Source organism: Amycolatopsis dendrobii, assembly GCF_014145675.1.
In the GTDB taxonomy this organism is placed as follows: domain Bacteria; phylum Actinomycetota; class Actinomycetes; order Mycobacteriales; family Pseudonocardiaceae; genus Amycolatopsis; species Amycolatopsis dendrobii.
Window position 1 is genome coordinate 644,512 of the sequence record NZ_JACGZW010000005.1, and the last position, 21,095, is coordinate 665,606.

General features: G+C 70.4%; 18 protein-coding genes, 1 pseudogene and 1 riboswitch. Of the genes and pseudogenes, 6 read left to right on the plus strand and 13 right to left on the minus strand.

Going from position 1 to position 21,095, the window contains the following annotated elements; genetic code table 11:
- Positions 1 to 39 precede the first annotated feature (39 nt).
- Together H4281_RS18025 and H4281_RS18030 are read right to left on the minus strand one after the other, a co-directional pair.
- Positions 40 to 1,632, minus strand: coding sequence for an FMN-binding glutamate synthase family protein (locus H4281_RS18025; protein ID WP_304504548.1), 1,593 nt, complete (start codon positions 1,630 to 1,632; stop codon positions 40 to 42).
- Positions 1,633 to 1,673: 41 nt separating this feature from the next.
- A complete protein-coding gene (locus tag H4281_RS18030) occupies positions 1,674 to 2,195 on the minus strand; it encodes a DUF6790 family protein (RefSeq protein ID WP_182892074.1) in 522 nt (173 codons plus the stop codon).
- A 59-nt stretch (positions 2,196 to 2,254) separates the two neighbouring features.
- Here H4281_RS18030 and H4281_RS18035 point away from each other — a divergent pair, with 59 nt between their 5' ends.
- On the plus strand, positions 2,255 to 2,668 hold the full coding sequence (locus H4281_RS18035; protein ID WP_182892075.1) for a MarR family winged helix-turn-helix transcriptional regulator: 414 nt from the start codon (positions 2,255 to 2,257) through the stop codon (positions 2,666 to 2,668).
- A 68-nt stretch (positions 2,669 to 2,736) separates the two neighbouring features.
- Here the strand turns inward: H4281_RS18035 and metH are convergent, their stop codons facing one another.
- The 10 genes and pseudogenes from metH to H4281_RS18085 all read right to left on the minus strand — a co-directional run bounded on the left by metH (position 2,737) and on the right by H4281_RS18085 (position 15,239).
- The gene (metH, locus tag H4281_RS18040) at positions 2,737 to 6,342 is read right to left on the minus strand and encodes a methionine synthase (RefSeq protein ID WP_182892076.1); all 3,606 of its coding nucleotides are present in this window, start codon (positions 6,340 to 6,342) and stop codon (positions 2,737 to 2,739) included.
- A 17-nt stretch (positions 6,343 to 6,359) separates the two neighbouring features.
- A riboswitch (S-adenosyl-L-homocysteine riboswitch) is annotated at positions 6,360 to 6,436 on the minus strand.
- A gap of 44 nt (positions 6,437 to 6,480) precedes the next feature.
- Positions 6,481 to 7,083, minus strand: coding sequence for a maleylpyruvate isomerase N-terminal domain-containing protein (locus H4281_RS18045; protein ID WP_182892077.1), 603 nt, complete (start codon positions 7,081 to 7,083; stop codon positions 6,481 to 6,483).
- A 4-nt stretch (positions 7,084 to 7,087) separates the two neighbouring features.
- Positions 7,088 to 8,458 carry a carboxylesterase/lipase family protein gene (locus H4281_RS18050; RefSeq protein WP_237598931.1) on the minus strand — a complete coding sequence of 457 codons (1,371 nt, stop codon included), beginning with the start codon at positions 8,456 to 8,458 and terminating at the stop codon, positions 7,088 to 7,090.
- A 203-nt stretch (positions 8,459 to 8,661) separates the two neighbouring features.
- Positions 8,662 to 9,519 (minus strand): annotated as a pseudogene (locus H4281_RS18055) (lysylphosphatidylglycerol synthase domain-containing protein); the annotation flags it as partial.
- Positions 9,471 to 10,487 (minus strand): glycosyltransferase family 4 protein, encoded by a 1,017-nt coding sequence (locus tag H4281_RS18060; protein WP_182892079.1) that lies wholly within the window; start codon positions 10,485 to 10,487, stop codon positions 9,471 to 9,473. The pseudogene H4281_RS18055 and the gene H4281_RS18060, both read right to left, overlap by 49 nt.
- Positions 10,488 to 10,534: 47 nt before the next feature.
- A complete protein-coding gene (locus H4281_RS18065) occupies positions 10,535 to 11,374 on the minus strand; it encodes an aldo/keto reductase (RefSeq protein WP_182892080.1) in 840 nt (279 codons plus the stop codon).
- 43 nt (positions 11,375 to 11,417) lie between these two features.
- Positions 11,418 to 11,753 (minus strand): STAS domain-containing protein, encoded by a 336-nt coding sequence (locus H4281_RS18070; protein WP_182892081.1) that lies wholly within the window; start codon positions 11,751 to 11,753, stop codon positions 11,418 to 11,420.
- Between the two features lie 494 nt (positions 11,754 to 12,247).
- Complete coding sequence (locus H4281_RS18075; RefSeq protein ID WP_037818751.1) at positions 12,248 to 12,661, minus strand: SsgA family sporulation/cell division regulator; 414 nt, start codon at positions 12,659 to 12,661, stop codon at positions 12,248 to 12,250.
- A 701-nt stretch (positions 12,662 to 13,362) separates the two neighbouring features.
- Positions 13,363 to 14,235, minus strand: coding sequence for an alpha/beta fold hydrolase (locus H4281_RS18080; RefSeq protein WP_182892082.1), 873 nt, complete (start codon positions 14,233 to 14,235; stop codon positions 13,363 to 13,365).
- A 47-nt stretch (positions 14,236 to 14,282) separates the two neighbouring features.
- Positions 14,283 to 15,239, minus strand: a complete 957-nt coding sequence (locus tag H4281_RS18085) for a LysR family transcriptional regulator (protein ID WP_182892083.1) — start codon at positions 15,237 to 15,239, stop codon at positions 14,283 to 14,285.
- A 118-nt stretch (positions 15,240 to 15,357) separates the two neighbouring features.
- Here H4281_RS18085 and H4281_RS18090 point away from each other — a divergent pair, with 118 nt between their 5' ends.
- Positions 15,358 to 16,227, plus strand: coding sequence for an alpha/beta fold hydrolase (locus H4281_RS18090; protein ID WP_182892084.1), 870 nt, complete (start codon positions 15,358 to 15,360; stop codon positions 16,225 to 16,227).
- A complete protein-coding gene (locus H4281_RS18095) occupies positions 16,224 to 17,612 on the plus strand; it encodes an MFS transporter (RefSeq protein ID WP_182892085.1) in 1,389 nt (462 codons plus the stop codon). Before H4281_RS18090 ends, H4281_RS18095 begins: the two co-directional genes overlap by 4 nt.
- 13 nt (positions 17,613 to 17,625) lie before the next feature.
- Here the strand turns inward: H4281_RS18095 and H4281_RS18100 are convergent, their stop codons facing one another.
- Positions 17,626 to 18,540, minus strand: a complete 915-nt coding sequence (locus tag H4281_RS18100; protein WP_182892086.1) for a LysR family transcriptional regulator — start codon at positions 18,538 to 18,540, stop codon at positions 17,626 to 17,628.
- Between the two features lie 109 nt (positions 18,541 to 18,649).
- Here H4281_RS18100 and H4281_RS18105 point away from each other — a divergent pair, with 109 nt between their 5' ends.
- The 3 genes from H4281_RS18105 to H4281_RS18115 are packed head-to-tail and all read left to right on the plus strand — an operon-like array spanning position 18,650 to position 21,075.
- Positions 18,650 to 19,402: an alpha/beta fold hydrolase gene (locus H4281_RS18105; protein WP_182892087.1), complete on the plus strand. Its 753-nt coding sequence runs from the start codon at positions 18,650 to 18,652 to the stop codon at positions 19,400 to 19,402.
- Positions 19,403 to 19,432: 30 nt separating this feature from the next.
- Positions 19,433 to 20,233, plus strand: coding sequence for an SDR family NAD(P)-dependent oxidoreductase (locus tag H4281_RS18110; RefSeq protein ID WP_182892088.1), 801 nt, complete (start codon positions 19,433 to 19,435; stop codon positions 20,231 to 20,233).
- A complete protein-coding gene (locus H4281_RS18115) occupies positions 20,230 to 21,075 on the plus strand; it encodes a sugar phosphate isomerase/epimerase family protein (RefSeq protein WP_182892089.1) in 846 nt (281 codons plus the stop codon). Before H4281_RS18110 ends, H4281_RS18115 begins: the two co-directional genes overlap by 4 nt.
- The last annotated feature ends 20 nt before the right edge of the window (positions 21,076 to 21,095 follow it).

Below are 21,095 nucleotides of genomic sequence, written 5' to 3' on the forward strand. Positions count from 1 at the left end.
GGGGCCCTTCACGGACAGCCGCCGAAGCGAAGCACCCGTTCAAGCGAACCGATCCGGATCAGCCGCCGCCCATTCCTCCGCCCACTCGCGAGGCGGCTCCGCCAGCAACTGACCGGGCTCCAGCCAGTCGTACCACTCCGCGTACGACAGCACCGTCCGCGCGTCCACCCGGCGGCGCAGCAACCGCGGCGACAACTCCGCCGGGTCCGAGACCCCCATCGCCGCCATGATGCGCATCGCCGAAGCGATTGTCGCCTCCTGATACCGGCGCACCCGCTCGGTCTTGTCCCCCACGTCCAGCGCCCGGCCCCGGCGCGGATCCTGCGTCGCCACCCCGACCGGGCACTTGTTCGTGTGGCACCGCTGCGACTGGATGCATCCCACCGCGAACATCATCGCCCGCGCGGCGTTCGTGTAGTCCGCGCCCTGGATCAGCCGCTTCACCACGTCCGCGCCGGTCGCGACTTTCCCGCTCGCCCCGAGCCGGATCCGGTCCCGCAGCCCGGTCCCGACGAGTGCGTTGTGGACAGTGTGCAAACCCTCGGTGAGCGGCGTGCCAAGGTGATCCGCGAACTCCAGCGGGGCGGCGCCGGTGCCGCCTTCCGCGCCGTCGACCACGATGAAGTCCGGTGTGACCCCTTCGGCCAGCATCGCCTTGCACACCGCCAGCACCTGCACCCGCGAACCGACGCACAGTTTGAATCCGGTCGGCTTCCCGCCGGCCAGCTCGCGCATCCGGGCGATGAACCGAACCAGTTCGCGGGGAGTCGAGAACACTCGGTGATACGGCGGCGAAACCACCGTTTCTCCCCTGGGAACCTCGCGCACCCGGGCGATTTCCGCGTTCACCTTCGTGCCCGGCAGCACTCCGCCCATCCCGGGCTTGGCACCTTGCGAAAGTTTCAACGAAACGCATTTCACCGCGTCGTGCGCGGCTTTGCCGGCGAAGGTCGAAGGATCGAAATCCCCCTCCGGGGTTCGGCAGCCGAAGTAGCCGGTGCCGATTTCCCAGATCAGGTCGCCGCCGCCCCGTAAGTGGTATTCCGAGAGCCCGCCCTCGCCGGTGTCGTGCGCGAACCCGCCGCGAGCGGCACCGTGGTTCAGCGCGAGGATCGCGTTGCTGGACAAGGACCCAAAGCTCATCGCCGACACGTTCAGCAACGCCATCTCGTACGGCTTCGCACAGTCCGGCCCGCCGACCCGGACTCGCGGCGCGTGGTCCGGAACCGGCACCGGCGCGAGTGACGGGACGAGGAATTCGTATCCCTCGGCGTACACGTCGCGCTCGGTGCCGAATGGTTCTTCCGCGGCCGTGCCTTTGGCCCGCTGGTAGACAATGGACCTGATGTCCCGGTCGTACGGACGGCCGTCGAAGTTGCGTTCCACAAAGTACTGCTGCATTTCCGGCCGGAGGCTTTCGAGCAAGAACCGCAGATGTCCGAGCACCGGGTAGTTCCGCAGTACCGAATGCCGCCGCTGAGTCACGTCGTACACCCCAGTCGCCGCGAGCACCAGCAGCGGCGCCGCCAGGAACCACCACCACGGCGAAGCCGCGCTGAGCACTGCCGCCCCGGCCGCGAGCACGACCAGCCCGGCGACGAGTCCGAATCGGACCACACTGAGTCTCGCCACGGCGTCGAAACTAAACCCAGCGGCCAGGACGTGCAGGTCGGCTAGACAAGCGCGGGCTCCTCGACAGCCGCGGCCAGCCGCTTCGAACGAACAGCGAGGACGATCAGCACCGCCGGGAACAGCAGGTCGCAGACCAGGACGCCGCCGGTGTTGCCCGGCGCGTGGTCGCCGTTGGCGAACCACTGGCACACGTGGCCGATCAGCGCGCCCCACAGGAACATCCCGGCGCCGAGTCCGACAGTGATGCGCTCACGGGCGGTGGCCGACGCCGAGGCGGCGCGGAAGCCCATCACCGCGAGCCCGAGGTTGGCGAACGCGATCTCGAACTGGAACGGCGAGCGGGTGAAGCCGATCACGTCGGCCATCACGCCCGGCGCGCCGAGGAAGGCGAAGACCATCCACAGGCTGCCGCAGCCGAGCGCGGCGACCGCCCACCACCGCTGCCAGATTTCGAGCCTGGCCTGCGGCCAAGGGCTCTCCCGGGTGCGGATCAGCGCACCGGCGACCGCGATCAGCGGCCAGATGAGGGGGAACAGGGTCTGAGCGGCGTAAGGGATCTCCATGCCGATGAGTCTTGCATAGTTAATATTAACCCGTCAACACTCCTGGTAGGCTCGCTCCCGTGGACGACGGACTTGCCGAAGCGCTTCATCGAGTGGTGTTCCTGCTGGGCGAAGCCGCGCGGAAACGCGCGGACGATTCAGCCGGGCTGACCTACAGCCAGCTCCGCCTGCTGGGCACAGTGGAAGACATCGAACCCGCGACACAGCATCAGCTCGCGCAGGCGATGTCGGTGTCCGACCCGGCGATCAGCCGCGCGCTGCGCCCGCTGGAAACAGCCGGGTTCGTCCAGGTGCGCCAGGACCCCGACCACGCGCGACGACGGCTGGTCACGCTCACCGACGCGGGCCGGAGAGCCTTCCACGACACCGGGAAACCGCTCCGGGACGAACTGCGCGAGGCGTTGCTGAAGTCGGGTTTCCCGTACGAGCAGTACCTGCGCGACACCGAGCGGCTCGCCGAACTGCTGTCCTGAACCGGTTCCCCCAGCCGCCATCCAGCCGGCCGCCGCTTTCGTTGTCCCGGCGTCGCACGAGAACCGGCTCAGTAAGCCAGATTGGGCCGCAGCCAACGCTCCACTTCGGACAGTTCCTCGCCGCGCCGGGCCGCGTAGTCCTCCATCTGGTCGCGGCCGAGGCGGCCGACCGTGAAGTACCGCGATTCCGGATGCGCGAAGATCAGCCCGCTCACCGCGGCGGCCGGGGTCATCGCGTACGACTCGGTCAGCCCGATCCCCAGTTCCTCGGCGCCCAGCAGCGTGAACAGGTCCTTCTTCTCGCTGTGGTCCGGGCTCGCCGGGTAGCCGAGCGCCGGGCGGATGCCGCGGAAGCGTTCGGCGTGCAGGTCCGCCAGGTCCGGCTGGACGTCCGGCTCGAACCAGCGGCGGCGGGCCTCCAGGTGCAGGTACTCGGCGAACGCCTCGGCGAGCCGGTCGGCCAGCGCCTTCACCATGATCGCCCGGTAGTCGTCGTGTTCGGCCTCGTAGCGGGCGGCGAGGTCTTCCGCGCCGTGGATCCCGACGGCGAATCCGCCCAGGTGGTCGCCGAACCCGGCGGGGGCGATGTAGTCGGCGAGGCACCGGTTCGCGCGGCCGTCCGGCTTCTGCGTCTGCTGGCGCAGCATCGGGAACTTCCAGTCCGAGTACTCGCCGTCGAGCAGGATGTCGTCGCCCTCGGAGTGCGCGGGCCAGAACGCGTACGCGCCGCGCGCGGTGAACGAGCCGTTCTCGATGATCTCGTCCAGCAGCTGGTTCGCGTCGTCGAACAGCTCGCGCGCGACCGGCTGGTCGAGGATCGCCGGGTACTTGCCCTTGAGTTCCCAGGCCAGGAACAGGAACTGCCAGTCGATCATCTCGCGCAGTTCGGGAATCGACGGCTCGACCACCCGCACCCCGGTGAACTCCGGCGTCGGGATCTCGTCGAACGACACCTTCTCGGCGTTCGCCCGGGCCTGTTCGACGGTGAGCATCGGCGTCGCGTGCCGGTTCTCGTGCTGGACGCGCAGCCGCTGCTGCTCCGCGCGGTTGGCAGTGTCCAGCGCGTCCGCGCGGTCGGTGTCGAGCAGGTCGGACACCACGCCGACCACCCGCGACGCGTCGAGCACGTGCACCGTCGTGTGGTCGTACGCCGGGGCGATCTTGACCGCGGTGTGCTGCTTCGACGTGGTCGCGCCGCCGATCAGCAGCGGCAGCTTGAGCCCGCGCCGCTGCATTTCCTGCGCGACCGACACCATCTCGTCCAGCGACGGCGTGATCAGCCCGGACAGCCCGACGACGTCCGCGTGCTCGGCCACCGCGGTGTCGAGGATCTGCGCCGCGGGCACCATCACGCCGAGGTCGATCACCTCGTAGTTGTTGCAGCCCAGCACGACGCCGACGATGTTCTTGCCGATGTCGTGCACGTCGCCCTTCACCGTGGCGAGCACGACCTTGCCCTGGCCGCGGGTGGTCTCGAAGCGGCCCTCGGCCTGCATTTTGGCCTTCTCCGCCTCCATGTACGGCTCGAGGTAGGCCACCGAACGCTTCATCACCCGCGCGCTCTTCACGACCTGCGGCAGGAACATCTTCCCCGAGCCGAACAGGTCGCCGACGATCTTCATGCCGTCCATCAGCGGGCCCTCGATGACCTCGAGCGGCCGGTCGAACTCCTGCCGGGCCTCCTCGGTGTCGTCCTCGATGAAGTCCACGATGCCGTGCACCAGCGCGTGCGAAAGCCGTTCCGCCACCGGGTTTTCCCGCCAGGACAGGTCGACGACGCGCTTGGTGCCGCTGCCCTTGACCGTCTCGGCGAACTCCACGAGCCGGTCGGTGGCGTCCGCGCGGCGGTCGAACAGGACGTCCTCGACCAGCTCCAGCAGGTCCTTCGGGATGTCCTCGTAGACCGCGAGCTGGCCGGCGTTGACGATGCCCATGTCGAGCCCGGCGCGCACGGCGTGGAACAGGAACGCCGAGTGCATCGCCTCGCGCACGACGTTGTTGCCGCGGAAGGAGAACGACAGGTTCGAGATGCCGCCGGAGGTGTGCGCGCCCGGACAGCGCTCCTTGATCAGCGGCAGCGCCTCGATGAACGCCTTCGCGTAGCCGTTGTGCTCGCTGATGCCGGTGGCGACGGCGAGCACGTTCGGGTCGAAAATGATGTCCTCGCCCGCGAAACCGGCCTCGCGGGTGAGCAGATCGTAGGCGCGGGAACAGATTTCGACCTTGCGCTCGACCGTGTCGGCCTGGCCCTTCTCGTCGAAGGCCATCACCACGACGCCGGCGCCGTAGTCGTGGATGCGCCGGGCCTGCTCCAGGAACGGGCCCTCGCCCTCCTTGAGGCTGATCGAGTTGACCACGCCCTTGCCCTGCACGCAGCGGAGCCCGGCCTCCAGCACGCTCCAGCGCGAACTGTCGATCATCACCGGGATGCGCGCGACCTCGGGCTCGGTGGCGATCAGGTTGAGGAAGGTCGTCATCTCCTGCTCGGATTCGAGCAGGTCGGCGTCGAAGTTGACGTCGAGCAGGTTCGCGCCGCCGCGGACCTGCTCCAGCGCGACGTCCACCGCAGCCTGGTGGTCGCCCGCCTCGATGAGCCGGCGGAACTTCGCCGAGCCGGTGACGTTGGTGCGCTCGCCGATCATCACGAACCCGGTGTCCGCGCCGATCTTGAACGGTTCGAGGCCGGAGAACCGCGTGCTCGCCTCGGGTGCGGGCACCGGCCGCGGCGGGAGGCCCTTGACGGCCTCGGCGATCTTGGCGATGTGCGCGGGCGAGGTGCCGCAGCAGCCGCCCACGATGTTGACCATCCCGGCCCCGGCGAACTCGCCGAGCATGCCGCCGGTCTCCTCGGGCGTCTGGTCGTAGCCGCCGAACGCGTTGGGCAGGCCCGCGTTCGGGTGGCAGGCGGTGTAGGTGTCGGCGAGTTTCGCCAGTTCCTCCACGTGCGGGCGCATTTCGGCGGCGCCGAGCGAGCAGTTGACGCCGACGACCATCGGGCGCGCGTGCGCGACGGAGGTCCAGAACGCCTCGACGGTCTGGCCGGACAGGGTGCGCCCGGACAGGTCGACGATGGTCACCGAAATCCACAGCGGAAGGTGCGGCGCGACCTCGCGGGCCGCGGTGATCGCGGCCTTGCAGTTGAGGGTGTCGAAGATCGTCTCGATCAGCAGCAGGTCGACGCCGCCGTCGGCGAGCGCCTTGATCTGCTCGGCGTACGAGGCTTTGACCTCTTCGTAGGTGACCGCGCGGAACGCCGGGTCCTCGACGCGCGGCGACAGCGACAGCGTGACGTTGAGCGGGCCGATCGACCCGGCCACGTACCGGTCGCCGAACTCGTCCGCGGCCTGGCGCGCGAGTTCGGCGGCGCGCAGGTTCATCTCGCGCACGCGGTCCTGGAGGCCGTAGTCGGCCTGGCCGATGCTGGTGGCGGTGAACGTGTTGGTGGTGGTGATGTCCGCGCCCGCGGCGAGGTACTGGCGGTGCACGTCGAGCACGACGTCCGGCCGCGTGAGATTCAGCAGGTCCGGGTCGCCGGTGACGTCCTTCTCGTGGCCCTCGAGCCAGTCCGCCCGGTAGTCCTCGGGAGCGAGACCGGCCCCCTGCAGCATCGTGCCCCAGGCCCCGTCGAGCACGACGACGCGCTGGTCGAGCAGGTTCCGCAGGTTCTGGGTCATCGCCACCTCCGCATGAGTCCACGGAGGCGCCCTTGGATGGTGGTACCGGCCGAGCGTGGCGGACCACCGGTCCGTTGCAGCGCCTCTCGACCTGGTGGTCAAGACTACCGGATGTGACCACCCCGCGGGCAGGCGTGTTCACTCCTCGGGAATCGAGCCGTCCTCGAGCGGGCTGCCCCGCCACTTCCAGCCGGTCCGCCGGGACCGTCCGGGCAGGTCGATCCGCCCGGCGCACCAGCGCAGCGCGTCCCAAGCGTCGGGAATCGGCTCCTGCTCGGGGAAAAGCCGCGCGACGACGCGGGCGCAGGTGTCGCGCGGCGGGTCGATGGCGGTGCCCAGGCCCTGCGCGATGTCGTCGCCGTGCAGCAGCAGTTCCACGCAGCCCATCGCGGCGAAACCGGCGGGATCCGAACGGCCGGTCGGGTGGTAGGCGCGTTCGCCGGGGCGGCTGCTCCGGACCGCGGCGGCGAGCAAACGCCCGCCGGTGAGGGCGAATTCGAGCAGTTCGGCCGGGGACGCGTCGGCGTCGGTTTTGGCGAGGAAGCGCACGTAGCGGTCGGCCGGGCGGCTCACGACCTGCGCGGCGTAGGACAGGAGCGTGTCGCCGAGGTGTTCCGCGGTGTAACGGCAATCCCACTCGAGATCGCCCGCCGGACGCGTCCAGTCGCCGCCCGTGACGGGCTCGAGGGCGGCGGATACGCAGGCGATGGCTTCGTCAAGATCTTCGGCGCGCACGATCATCCGGTCAGCGTAGAGAAGCCCAGAACCCGCAGTGGTGATCTTGGGCGAATCCGGTCAACGGCTGCGCGCCGCCCGGCCGGTACGCGACCGCCTGCCCGGTGGGGCCGCCGCGGACGAACGCCGTCCAGTCGTCCGCCATCCGGTCGGCGAGCCGCTGCTGCGCCGGGGTGAATGTCGTTGGCTGCTCGGCGAAATCGAACAGGTAGGGCAGTTCCGCGGTGTGCGTGGCCCCGAGCGGGAACGGCGCCCGCAGCGCGGCCGCCGCCGGGGAGGTCGGGTCGTTGAACTCGTACCTCGACACGGACGGGAGCGAACTGCCCAGCTTCGCGGCCGGGCAGGCGAACGCCCAGTCCGTGACAGCCGCCGCGTAAGCAAGGGAAGCGTTGCCGCTGAACGCGTCCACCGGGTATTCGCGCGCGACCGCGTCGGCGTGGGGGAAGACGTTCGCAAGCGCTTGCGGGTAGCCGTGCCGCGTGACTTCGCGACCGGCCGCGGCCTGCTCGGCGAGGAAATACGTGAACTCGTCGTGCGTCGTGCCCAGCATGACCGGCACCGGGGTCGCGGGAACCTTGCCGGGCAGCACCGAACCGCCGGTGACCGGGCCCGGCATCTCGATGCCCGCGATCGAGCCGTACGCCGGGGCGGTCAGGAGTTTCTTGACCGGCAACGCCCGCAAGCATTCCGCGGCGGTCCGGCGATCGGTGCAGCCGCGCGCGGCGGCGTACTCGACGCTCTTGTGTTCGGCGGCCGACAGCGTCGCCTGCGCCTGGCACGGTCCACTTTGGATGATCGCGGCGCGGAACAGCCCGCGCGAGCCGGGGGCGACGAGGTGGTCGCACACCGACATCCCGCCCGCGGACTCCCCCGCGATCGTCACCTGGTCCGGGTCGCCGCCGAAGGACGCGATGTTGTCGCGCACCCACAGCAGCGCCTGCTGCTGGTCGAGGAAGCCGTAGTTGCCCGGTTCCGGGCCCAGCGACGGGTCGGCGAGGAAGCCGAGCGCGCCGAGCCGGTAGTTGAGCGTGACGACCACCGTGTCGCCGCGGTCGACCAGCCGGGCGGCGCCGTAGCGGTCGCCGCCGCCGCTCAGGAACGCGCCGCCGTGCAGCCACACCAGGACCGGCCGTCCGGTCTCGCCGACCGGCGGCGTCCAGACATTCAGGTAAAGACAGTCTTCGCTGGTCAGGGCTCCGTCGGCGGCCTGCGGACAGCGGGGCCCTGGTTTCGTGGCGTCGCGTTCCCCCGGCCAGGGCTCGACCGGGGCGGGCGGCTGCCAGCGCCGCTCGCCGACGGGTGCGGCCGCGTACGGGATGCCTTGGAATACCCGGTGATCGGGAGCGACGCTGCCGCGGACGGCGCCGGCCGCGGTGTGCACGACGTCGCCTGCCTTGCTGATCGCCGCGACCGAAGAAGCGCAGGCCGACGCGGCCAGAACGGGGACGACGGCCAGCGCCGCGAGCCACCGTCGCCGAATCCCCCGAAAAGCCGCCGCCACCGGCCGGACGATACCGGCCTGCCGTCCGGGCCCGGCCGCCGGATCATCCGGCGGAGCGCGAGAACCGCCCCGCCGGGCAGCGTCGAGACCAGACCGAGCACGCCGTAGCCGACCGCGACCGTCACGCCCTGCTCCGCGCCCAGTCCGGCAGCGGCGAACGAAACCGCCGCGGCGCCCTCGCGCGGGCCGAATCCGCCGACGTTCAGCGGCATCCCCATCGCCAGCAACGCGAGCACCAGCAGCGGCAGCAGGGCGCTCAACGGCGCGGTCGCGCCAGCCGCGCGGGCGGCGACCACGAACAACGTCAGATGCCCGGCCACCGCCAGCAGGGACCAGCCAGTGACGCCGGGCCACGCTTCGAGCACGCCGGTCCGGATGTCGGCCGCCCACACGTGCCTGAGCCGTTGCCGCATCGCCACCGCGACCACGGCCAGCGCCACGATCACGATCCCCAGGCAGATCAGCACCTGCCGCGGCAGCAGCTCCGGCCGGAAGACCACTACGGCCAGCCCGGCGACCACCACCACGGTCTGACCGGCGGCGCGTTCGAGCACGACCGCTCGAACGCCGCGGCCGACGTCGCCGGATCGTCGGCCGTGCTGGACTGCTCGGTGGACGTCGCCGAGCACGCCGGCGGGGAGGACGCCGTTGAGGAATTGCGCGCCGTAGTAGTCGCCGACAGCTTCACGGAACGGCAGGCGCAGGCCGAGCCGAGCGGCGACCAGCCGCCAGCGCGCGGCGCTCGCGAGCGTGGTCACGACGCCGATGACCAGGGCTGTCGCGATCGGTCCCGGGCCCAGCGCGCGCAGGCCGCCGGCGAACGCGCCGGTGCCGAGCCGCCACCACAGCGCGGCGATGAGCGCGGCCCCGGCCAGCAGTCGCAGCCACCGCATCAACCCACCGCCAAGATTCCGCTCAACCGGGCCGCCGCGTCGGCCCATCCCTCCAGTGTGCGCGCTCGCCCGACAGCCGCAGCACGGAGTCGTTTCCGCAGCTCAGGACTGTCACGCCAGCTTCGGAGCGCTGTTGCCAAGGCTGCTTCGTCGCCGGGCGGGACGAGGAGGCCGGGCCGCTCGCCGTCCGGCGCACGGCCGAGAGCGCCGGGCACGCCGCCGACGTCCGAGGCGAGCACCGGAATGCCGCGAGCGAGCGCCTCGGTGACGACCATGCCGTACGTCTCGGCGTGCGAGGGCAGGACCAGCAGGTCGGCTCGGTGGTAGGCGGCTTCCAGGTCTGCTCCGCCGAGCGGGCCGGTGAAGCGGGCACGCGGGTGGGTCAAGCTGCCGGCGTAGGCCGGGTTTCGAGTGCGAGAGCCGACCAGGTCCACCTTCAGTCCGTCCACTTCGGACAGTGCGTTCAGGAGGATGTCCTGTCCCTTGCGCGGCGTCACCGCGGCGACACAGATCAGCTGGGACACCCCGTCGGTCCCGGCGGCCCGCGGCGCCGGATCGGTCCCGGGCGGTGCGATGCGGACGGTGGCGAGGCCGTGCCGCTGCTCGACGGCGCGTGCGGCGGCCGGGCTGGTGACGACGACCTGGTCCGCCAGCTGGAGCGTCTTCCGTTCGCGGGCGTCGAGGTCAGCCGCGCGCTGCGGGTCGAGGCCGGTCTCGTCAGCCAGCGGGAGGTGCACGAGGACGACCAGGCCGAGCCGGTCCGCGTGCGGGGCCAGAACGTCTGGCACTCCGCAGGCGACCAGGCCGTCGAGCAGCACTTTCGCACCATCGGGGAGCTCGCCGAGAACCTGGTCGAGCCGGCTTTTCGCGCCCTCGTCCGGGTCCGGCCAGGTGCCGGCTGCCGGCCGCAGTGCGGCCGGCAGGTGCTCGGCCATGCGGCGGTCGTAAGTGTTGCCGCCGCTGGGCACGCTGCGGTCGTCGACGTCGCCGGGCACCACGAAACAGGACAGTCGCACGCTGCCTCCCTTCTCACCGGAGACAACGGGCGACTGGGCGATCTGGTTCAGCCTTCGAAGGTGTCCGGGTCGAAGCCGGTCCGGCGGCCCTCGTCGAGGCCGCTGAGGACGTCGAGGTCGCTGTCGCTGAGGGAGAAGTCGAAGATGTCGATGTTCTCCCGCATCCGCTTCGGAGACGACGACTTCGGGAACACGACGTTGCCGAGCTGCACGTGCCAGCGCAGCACGATCTGCGCCGGGGTCTTGCCGTGTTTCTCGGCGAGTTCGGCCAGCAGCGGGTCTTCGAGAACCTCGCCCTGGGCCAGCGGGCTCCACGCCTCGGTCACGATGCCGTGCGCCTCGTGGTAGGCGCGCAATTCCGGTTGCTGCAACGCGGGATGCAGCTCGATCTGGTTGACCGCGGGCACCGTCGCCGATTCGGCGGCCAGGCGTTCCAGATGCGGGATCTGGAAGTTGGACACCCCGATCGCGCGGGCCTTGCCCGCGCGCTGCAGTTCCTCGAAACCGTGCCAGGTGGCGACGTACTTGTCCTGCTTCGGCAGGGGCCAGTGGATCAGGTAGAGGTCGACGTAGTCCAATTCGAGCCGCTGCAGGCTGCCCTCCATCGCGTTGATCGCGTTGTCGTGGCCCTGCGCGTCGTTCGCCAGCTTGGTGGTGACGAAGATTTCTTCACGCGGTACGCCCGAATCGCGGATGCCCGCGCCGACGCCTTCTTCGTTGCGGTACATCTGCGCGGTGTCGAGGTGCCGGTATCCGGCCTCCAGCGCTTCGCGCACCGCCGCGGCCGTTTCCTCCGGCGGGATCTGGAAGACGCCCAGGCCGAACTGCGGGATCCGGACGCCGTTGTTGAGTTCGAGCTGCGGAACGCGGTTCGTCTCGATCGTCATGTCGGCGGCCTACCCGTGCGCGGCAGCCGTGAAACTCGCTCGATCAGGCAGCGACCGCCTCGCGGACACACAGAATCTCGTCCGCACCGGTCACCGAAAGACACCGCCGCACGGCGTGCCCCTGCCCGGCCACGACAGTGAACTGGGCGATCCGCTCATGCGCGTCGAGCAGGGCGCGAACGCCCGCACAGCTCAGAAACGCGACACCGGACAGGTCGACCACCACCGGCCCGGTCAACGGCGCGAGAGCCGATTCGAAAACGTGCGCGGTAGCCGCGTCGAGGTCCCCGACCGGGGCGAGGTGGATCGCGTCCGCCTGCCTCGCCGCGCGAACTGTCAATTCCACCGGCGCGGTGACGCCGGGAAGATGAAGAGTCATGGGCTTGCGCTCCTTCCGCAGAGACCTGCTTGGGGCGCTGACCGCAGTATGGTTCCGGACAACAGCCAACACTGGAGACCGTACGCGTTCTGCCGGTGCGGTCAACCCGGATGACCATGAGGTTCACTCACGCGGCGGCTGAGTCCGCCTGTTCGTGGGGCTTGTTCCGGCGGCGCGGTGACGGGTTGCGCTGCAGCGGAGTCTTGTTGGCGGGCTGCCGGTTTCTGGGCGACGGCGGGGATTCGTTCATCGGCCGTTCATGCTCGGGCACCTGGCCGGGGGATGCTCGAACCCGAGCCCCGGTTCGCCGTTCGCGCCGTGGGCGGCGGTTCCGGCGGTGCGACTTCGCCGGGCCGGAACTGGCCGACGAGGCGATCCGCGCGCGAGGCCGAATCCTCGACGCGCCAGGCGTTCGCGGTGCGACCGAACCCCGCCCGCTCCCGCAGCAGGTCGACTCTCCTGCCCGGGAGCCACCCGACGTCCACTATGGACGGTCAATCGCGCAGGGCGAGCTTCGCTAGTTCCTCGTCGAAGTCGAAGCAACGGTCTTCGGAGCCGACCGGGACCTCGTCGTAGGTGCGGTCGAGGAAGTCGGCGAGTTCGTTCGCCGCCGCCTCCAGCACCGCGGAACCGTCGGGCGCGTTCAGCTCCACCAGCACCCGGCTGTCGTCCGCGGCGGGGCGCACCTGGACGTCGCCGTCGCCCGCCGGGGCGAGCAGGCCGTCGGCGAGCAAATCCCGCCCGAACAGCCAGCGCACGACACCGCCGCCGGCGTGGTAGCCGACCGACACCGCGAACGGATCCGCCGGGTCGTATTCCAGATCGGCGCGCACCGGCAGCGGGACGGACCCGAACGTGCGCAGCCCGAAGATGATCGTCGCGCGGACGACCTGCGGTTCGGTTTCCACGACGGCGCCTCCTTCGTTACCCGGTCGCGAACCTGTCCGGACCGAAGTGAATGTTTCTCAATAAGTAACGCGCCGTAAGAGCCTAAGCTGCCCGACCGAGCAGATTTCACCCCAACGGTGGAGATCTACGTCTCAGTTGGCTACGCAAGGGCAGCATTGACAGCAGGAACGGGCAGCGCGAATACCGATGCCCGCGCAGCACGGGAGCGGCTTCGACCTGCGGAAACGGATCGCCACGATCGTGGAGCCGGAAGGCCCGGGACCGCCCGGAAAGGCCGCCGCCCGCCGCCCGGCAATGGCAGCGATCATCGGGAACGAAACGATTCAAGGCCGAGCGGCGGCTCGGTTGCCTCTCGCGGCGGAGGCGGCGGCAGGGACCAGCACCGGGCGGGAAGCGAATCCTCAATGGAGGCAGCCACTCCCACACTGAGGTTTTCTCAGCAGCTGTGGTGTGCGGCCTCGCTGCGGCAACGCTCGGCTCCGGCTCCGCCGACGTACGCGAGGGGAATCCTCAGTGACTCTGATTCCCGCAGGGTGGCCCTCACGTACGGGCTCACCGGCTGGACCGGCGGGCATCGGCCGGGAGCGGCTTCACCCGCGCCTGGCCAGGCACCCGCAAGGTGCCACTGGGAAAACCTCAGTGCGGCATCAACGGGTCGGCAGCGGCGGTTCTTCCGAGGCGAGGCCGGGCTTCCGGAAGGTCAGCGCGTCTGCTCCAGAAAGGCCTCGACCGCGTCAACGACCTCGCCGGGCGCTTCTTCCGGAACGTAATGGCCGCCGGGAACGGCATGACCGGTGACCGCGGCGGGATCGGCGTGCTGGTCCTGCCAGACGCGCACCACGTCGCGCCCGCCGAGGCCGCCCCCGGCGCCCCACAGGAGCAGCAGCGGGGCGCGCACCCGCAGCCCGCTCGCGTGATCCGCCTCGTCGCGTTCGAGATCGGCCGAGAAGCCGGTCCGGTAGTCCTCAAAGGACGCTCGCAGTCGTGCCGGGTCGCTGAACGCCTCGACGTAGTGCCGGAAGGTTTCCTCGTCGACGGCACCGGATTCGCGCACTCTGGCGAAGAAATGACCGAGATACGCCTCGACGTTCCCGCCGACCAGCTGCGCGGCCAGGTCCGTGTTCCGGTGGAAGAACCAGTGCCACATCGCGCTCGCCGACTCGCGGCCGAACGAGTTCATGACCACCCTCGTGGGCAGAATGTCCAGCAGCGCCAGCGCTTTGACCTCCGACGGGCGATCGAGCGCCCAGCGATGCGCGACCCTGGCTCCGCGGTCGTGCCCGATCACCGCCGCCGACTCGAATCCCAGATGGCGGATCAGGCCGCTCAGGTCCGCGGCGGCAGCCCGTTTGCCGTAGTCCCCGGACCGGGCGAGGCCTGAGGCGCCGTACCCGCGCAGGTCCGGGGCGACGACGGTGCGGCCCTTGCCGAGCGGTTCGATCACGTTGCGCCAGCACGCGTTCGTCTGCGGCCATCCGTGCACCAGGACGACCAGTTCCGGCCCGTCCCCTTCCACGCGGTAAGCCAGTTCGACGTCGTCGAGGCGCACCGACTCAAGCGTGTCCCGAGGCATGGTTCTCCCTTGCGGTCGTTGAATGTTCCCGTCGCCACAGCCGACGGTCAGGAGACGTCGAGCGCCGGCTGCCGCTCGGAGACTGCCGGGTGCCGGGCGAGCAGGTCGTCGAGCCGGGAGCCGACCTCCGCGCAGTTTTGCCGCACCACGGAAAGGAAAGCCGCGAGAACCGGCGAGGAATCGGCGGCCTGGAACGACATGTGCAGATCCGGCAGCCGGAAGCGGGGTTCGACGTCGCAGAACCGGATGTCGTCGCGAGCGATCAGGCGCATCCGGTCCGGGCCGAGCCCGACCCCCGCGCCGCACGCGGCGAGCCCGGCGATCGTGTGGACGTCGCGCGCCAGCGCGGCGCCGTCGAGCGCGGCGGGAGCGTCTTGGAACACCCGCCGCAGATATGAACCGGCGGCGTCCGCGCTGACCACGAGCGGCTCGCGGGCCAGCTGCCCGACCTCGACCGACCGCTGCCCGGCGAACGGGTGCGCCGTCGAGACCACAGCCACCAGGCGATCCGCACCGATGGGCACCGTCACCAAGTCTTCCGCCCCGGCGCCGCGAGGGCTGCCGCGCCCCACCGCGACGTCCAGTTCACCGGCGAGCAGGGCCGCGGACGCGGTCGGCGTGTCCAGTTCCTGGAGGACCATCCGGACGTCCGGCCGGGCCCGCCGGAACCGGCCGAGCACGCCCGGCAGCGGGTCGAGCAGCGCGGACCCGATGAACCCGATCCGCAGCCGCCCGGTCTCCCCGCGCGCGGCGCGGCCCGCGTCGACCGTCGCGAGGCTCATCTCGGCGAGCGCGCTGCTCGCCCTGGCGAGGAAGGCATTGCCCGCGGCGGTGGGGAAAACGCCGCGCGGGGTGCGGTCGAACAGCCGCTCGCCGACCTCGCGTTCGAGTGCGGCGATCTGGGTCGAGAGCGGCGGCTGGGCGATGCCGAGCGACGCCGCGGCGCGGCCGAAATGCTGGTGCTCGGCGAGCGCCAGAGCGTAGCGAAGATGACGGGCTTCCACGCGGTCACGATACGCGGAAAGTATGACGAAGGCGTTCGTCAGAGATGAGAGTGGATAACGGGGCGGAGCCGCGGTGACCTGGCGAGGTCCGTGATCAACGCTTTCGAAGGGCACTGGAATGACCCGTCCGTCCTCGTCCGAGACCGTCCTGCTGCTCGTGCACGGCGCCTGGCACGGCGCCGTGCACTGGAGTTCGACCCAGCGTGCGCTCGGCCGCAACGGCCTTGCGAGCATTGCCGTCGACCTGCCCGGCAGCGGGCTCGGCGCACCCGTCCCGAGCGGGTACTTCCAGCCAGGCCAGCCGGGGCTCGCCGCCGAGAAGTCGGCGCTGCGCGACCTCACCCTGCAAGACAGCACCGACGTCGTCCTCGACGCCCTGGCCGGCGTCCGCACCCGCTATCGGAATGTGGTGCTGGTCGCCCACAGCGCCGCGGGTTCCGCGGTCTCGGCCGCCGCGGAACAGGCGCCCGAACTGGTCGACCGCCTCGTGTACCTGTCCTCGTTCGTGCCCGCGGGCCGGCCGCGGTTCGCCGACTACATCGAAGCCGAGGAAAACGCCGGCGCCATTCAGATCCCGCCGATCGGCGACCCGGCCGAACTCGGCGCGATCCGGATCAACCCGCTTTCGCCCGACCCGGCGGTCACCGAGGTCATCCGCCGGGCGTTCCTGAACGACCTCCCCGCGGACGCCTCGGACTCGTGGCGGCAGTTCCTGCACCCGGACCACCCGTTCTCGCACTTCGTCACGCCGGTTCCGCTCTCGGCGCGGCGCTGGGGACGGCTCCCGCGCTCCTACATCCGGTTGACCGGCGACCTGGCCCTGCCGCCGGCGACCCAGGACCTGATCATCTCCGAGGCCGACCAGGCGACGCCGGACAACCCGTTCCAGGTGTTTTCCCTGCCGGGCGGCCATTCGCCGTTCGTGATCCGGCCCGCGGAGCTGGCGACGATGTTCGCCGCCATCGCCGTGCAGCGGTCCTCCCGATGACCGCGGTGCGTTCTCCGGCTCAGCGGCTTCTCCTGCCGATCATCCTGTCCGGCACGTTCGTCCAGCTGTTCAGCGTCACGGTCATGCAGGTGGGCGTAGTCGACGTCCAACGGGATCTCGGCGCGGGAGCAGGCGAGAGCCAGCTGGTTCTCGCCGCCTACACCCTCTCCTACGCCTGCTCGCTGATCGTTTCCGCGCGGCTGGGCGGCAAATACGGCTGCCGGAAGATGTTCGTCGCCGGGATGGCAGTATTCACCCTCGCCTCGATCGGGGCGGCGGCCGCGCCCGCGGCCTGGGTGCTGATTGCCGGGCGTCTGCTGCAGGGTTTCGGCAGCGGGATGATGGCGCCGCAGATTCTGTCGATCATCCAATCCGCGGTGCCCCCGGACCGCCGTGCCGCCGCGTTGAGTGCGTTCGGCGCGACCATGGCGGCCGCTTCGCTCGCGGGCCCGGTGCTCGGCGGGGTGCTCATCCAGCTCGACCCGCTCGGCCTTGGCTGGCGGGCGGCGATGCTGCTGACCGTTCCCGTCGGCATCGCCGCCCTCGCGCTCTCCCCCGCACTGCCGCCGGATCGCGGTGAACGCACGACGGAACGCGTCGACCGGACCGGGGCGGCGCTGAGCCTGCTCGGTTTGGCCCTGCTGGTCTTTCCCCTGACCACGGGGAGGGACGCCGGGTGGCCGTGGTGGACGTGGCTGAGCCTGGCGCTGGCCGCGGCGCTGCTGGCCGGCTTCGCGATTTCCCAGCGCAGGGCAGCGGATCCGCTCGTCCATCCGTCCGCGGTGGCCGAACCGGCGACGCGCTGGGGGCTGGGCATCGTCCTGGTGTTCAATGCCGGAGTCCCGTCCTTCACGCTGCTGCTGTCGATGCATCTGCAGGGCGTGCGAGGCTGGAGTCCGCTTCAGACCGGGCTCGGCATCACCCCGTACGCCATCGGGGCGCTGGCCGGGAGCGGGATCGCGAACAGACTGGGCCGGCGCTTCGGCCCATGGGCTCTGGCGGTCTCCTCCCTGGCCATGGGATCGGTGTCGCTTCTCGTCCCGGTGACCATCAGCGACCCCGGCCCGCGGTGGGTCTACTGGCTCGCGCTGTGCCTCGGCGGCATCGGGTTCGGCGTGTTCACCGCTTCGGCGTTCACCCAGATCATCGCCAGAGTCCGCCCCGAAGCCGCGACCTCGGTCTCGGGTCTGCTCCCGACGGCACAGCAACTGGGCGGGACACTCGGCGTCACGTTCGCGGGCATCGCCTACGCGACGTCCGCCGGGAACCCCGGCCAGGCGTTGTGGCACGCGATGACCTACGAGGCCGCGGTGTTCGCGCTGGCCGCTGGCTTCGCTGTCGGGCTGGCGGGCAGCTCGGCTCGAAAAGCACCGGCGATCTGCTGAACGAGCCTCTGCCTCATAGCTGCGACGGCGCAACGCTGTAGGTGGGATCGGCCTGGTATTCCCGTGCGGTTTCCCGCAGGCAGCGCAGGAGCAGGTCGCCGTATTTCAGGTCCGTGCCTGCCCAAGCGGCCCACGTGCGCATCCAGTGTTCGGGCCGGTGCTCGCTGAGCGGGACCCAGGTCCAGCCAGGGAACCATTTGCGCGCCGAGGCGTTGCCGATGAGGATCGCGTCCACCCGGGAGCTGGTGGCGATCAGTTCGCTGTGCTCGGAGAAGGCGCGAAAGAGCCAGTCGACTTCGGTTCGGGTGGTCGCGGCGGCGGTGCGGAGGCTGATTTCCTCGCCTTTCGAGGAATGCGCCATGACGCGCAGTCCGGCGAGGTCCGTGACGTCGATCTCGGCTTGGCCGGCCGGGAGCGCGTCTTCCCGGAAAACGCAGCCGAGCCGTTGCCGGAACAGCAATTCCGCGTGGAGTTCGGGCGGTTCGGTGTGCATCAGGCTCAGGTCGAGCAGGCCGTTGTTGAGCATCCGCCGCTGTTCCTCGCTGGTGGCCTCGACGATGGCGAACCGGATCTCCGGAGCCTCGGCGGCGACCGCCGCCAGGTAATCCTCGATCCAGCCGCGCGGAACGCCCGAGGGCACTCCGAGATGCACGAGATGCCCGCCCGCCGACGCGGTTTGGAGGACTTCCGGGACCCGGTCGACGAGTTCGAAGATCGACAGCAGATGCGCGCGCAGGGCTTCTCCGACCACGGTCAGTTTGGTGCCGCCGGGCGTGCGCCGCAGCAACTGGTACCCGAGGTTCTTCTCCAGCTGGGCGATCTGCCTGCTCAGCGTGGGCTGGGTGAGGTGCAGGGCGGCCGCGGCACGCGAGATCGATCCGTATTCGGCCACCGCGCGGAAGTAGTCGAGCTGACGCAACTCAAGCATGGGCACATGTTATGCCTCGCGAGCATGGGGTTGGCCGATAATAGGCATTTGATAAATAACCGCAGGCCGCTGACGATCTGAGGAGCCACCACACTCCCAGGAGGGCCCCGTGAGCACAGAGATCGTCGAACTGGCCTTCGATCGGTTTTCCGGTGGTGCCGCGCCGTTCTCCTTCGTGCTCGTGCACGGCTGGGCTCGCTCCCGTTCGGACTGGGCTCCGATCGTCGACGGTCTCCGCGGCCTCGCTCCGGTCGTGGCCGTGGACCTGCGCGGGCACGGCGAGTCCCGGGCGGGCGAGAGCATGCGGCTTCCCGATGTCGCGGCCGACGTCCACGCCGTGCTCAAGCGTCTCGGACTCGCTCGCGTCGTGCTGGTCGGACACTCCGCGGGCAGCGAGGCGGCCGCTTTCCTCGCTCGGCGGGAGCCGGAGCTCGTCGCCGGCCTGGTGGTCGTCGATCCGGCGTTCGGGCTTCCCGACGCCGACCGTGCCCGGATCGAGGCGCTGGCCGGGCGGCTCCGGCAGGAGGATCCGGTCGCCGTCGCGGCCGAGCACTTCCTGAAGTCCGGGCCCAGCCCGGTGCCGGATGCCGACGGGCCGGTCTCGGCCGCGCCGGAGGCGATCCGCGATCTCTTCGCCGACTTCGCCTTCGCGCCGGAGGCCCTGCATTTCCAGACCCAGACCGCGGAGTTCTTCGCCGGTTTCCCCGTGCCGGTGCTGGCGTTCTACCGGAACGAGGAACGTGCCGCTCTCGCGCGCGAAATCCTTCCCGCCGCCCGGATTCAGGTGCTGCCGGGCGGCCATTGGACCCACCACGAGCATCCCGCCGAGGTCGTGGCCGCGATCGCGGACTGGATCCGCTGACCGATTTCGTTTCCCGAAAGGAAGAAGAGAATGACCGAGCCCCGACGCGTCGCCATCGTCACCGGCGGCGCCGGAAAACTGGGGAGCGCCATCGCGGCGCGGCTCCTCGAGGACGGCGTCGCCGTCGTAGTGGCGGACGTGAACGAGGACGCGGCGGCCGCGGCCGTCGCGGGGTTCCGGGCGCGGTTCGCCGCTCCCTGCCTCGGCATCGCCACCGACCTCGGATCGCTCGAGGCGATCGAGTCGCTGGTGGACGAGACGGGCAGCCGGTTCGGCCGGATCGACGTCGTCGTCAACAACGCCGCGGTGAACCGCCGCTCGACCCTGTCCGAACTCGCCCCGGACGACTGGGACCTGATGAGCGACGTGAACCTGCGCGCGCCAGCGATCCTGGTGAGCCGCGCGCTCGGTTTCTTCAAGGCGCAAAACAGCGGCACCGTCGTCAACATCGCCTCGCGGAACTGGGTTTCCGGCGGTCCGGTGGCCTACACGACGATGAAGGCCGGCCTCGTCGGCATGACCCGCTCGTTCGCGACTGAACTGGCGAAGTACAACGTCACCGCCAACGCCGTGGCGCCCAGCTTCATCGAATCGGACTTCACCAGCTACGACCGCGACGAGGAGCAGATGCGGCGCCTGCTGGAGCAGTACCAGGCGATCACCCCGCTCCCGCGCATGGCCGAATCCCGCGACGTCGCGAACGCCGTCGCGTTCCTCGCCTCGCCCGCCGCGTCCTTCATCACCGGCGAAGTCCTGCACGTCTGCGGCGGCGCTCAGCTCGCCCCGCTGCCGCGGACGCCGCTCGCCGTCGAGCGTCCGGCACCGCGATGAGGTTCAGCGTCGCGACGATCTCGTTGCCCGCACTGGACATCAGCGAATCGATCGCGGACATCGCCGCGGCCGGATTCGGCGGCGTCGAATGGCGCGTCGAGCCCCGGCCCGGCAGCATCCCCGATCCCCAGCCGGCGCACCCGTTCCTCGTGGACCACCGGTCCACCCTTCCGCTCGACGTGGCGGCGGCCGAGAGCGTCGCGGAGAAAACTCGCGCGGCCGGGCTCGAAGTGGTCGGCCTGGCCCCCTACATCGAAGTCGGCGACACCTCGACGCTGCGCCTGGCCTGCGAGATGGCCGTCGCCGCCGGCACCGGACAGATCCGCTTGCAGGCGCCGCGGATCTCCCGCACGAACAAACCGTATTCCGTGCTCTACGAGGAAACGGTCGCGTTCTTCGCCGACGTCGCGGCCACGGCGAAGGAAACCGGAGTCCGGGCGTTGCTGGAGATCCACCACAACACCATCTGCTCCAGCGCGGCTCTGGCGCACCGGGTGGTCGCCCGGTTCGACCCGGCGCACGTCGGCGTCATCTACGACGTCGGAAATCTCGTCTTCGAAGGTTACGAGGCCCACGAAATCGCGCTCGACCTGCTCGGCGACCACCTCGGCCACGTGCACCTGAAGAACGCCGCGCACTTCCGGTCGCCGGGCGGCTCATGGCGACCGGGATGGACGCCGCTCGAAGACGGCGAGGTCGACGTGCCTCGCGTTCTCGGGCTCCTTCGCGAGCACGGCTACCGCGGCTGGGTGTCCGTGGAAGACATGAGCCTCGACCGCACGCCCCGCGCCGCCTTGCGCCACAACGCGGCACAGCTCCGCGAGTGGGGCTTGCTGCGCTGACACCTCACCGTCCAGGACAA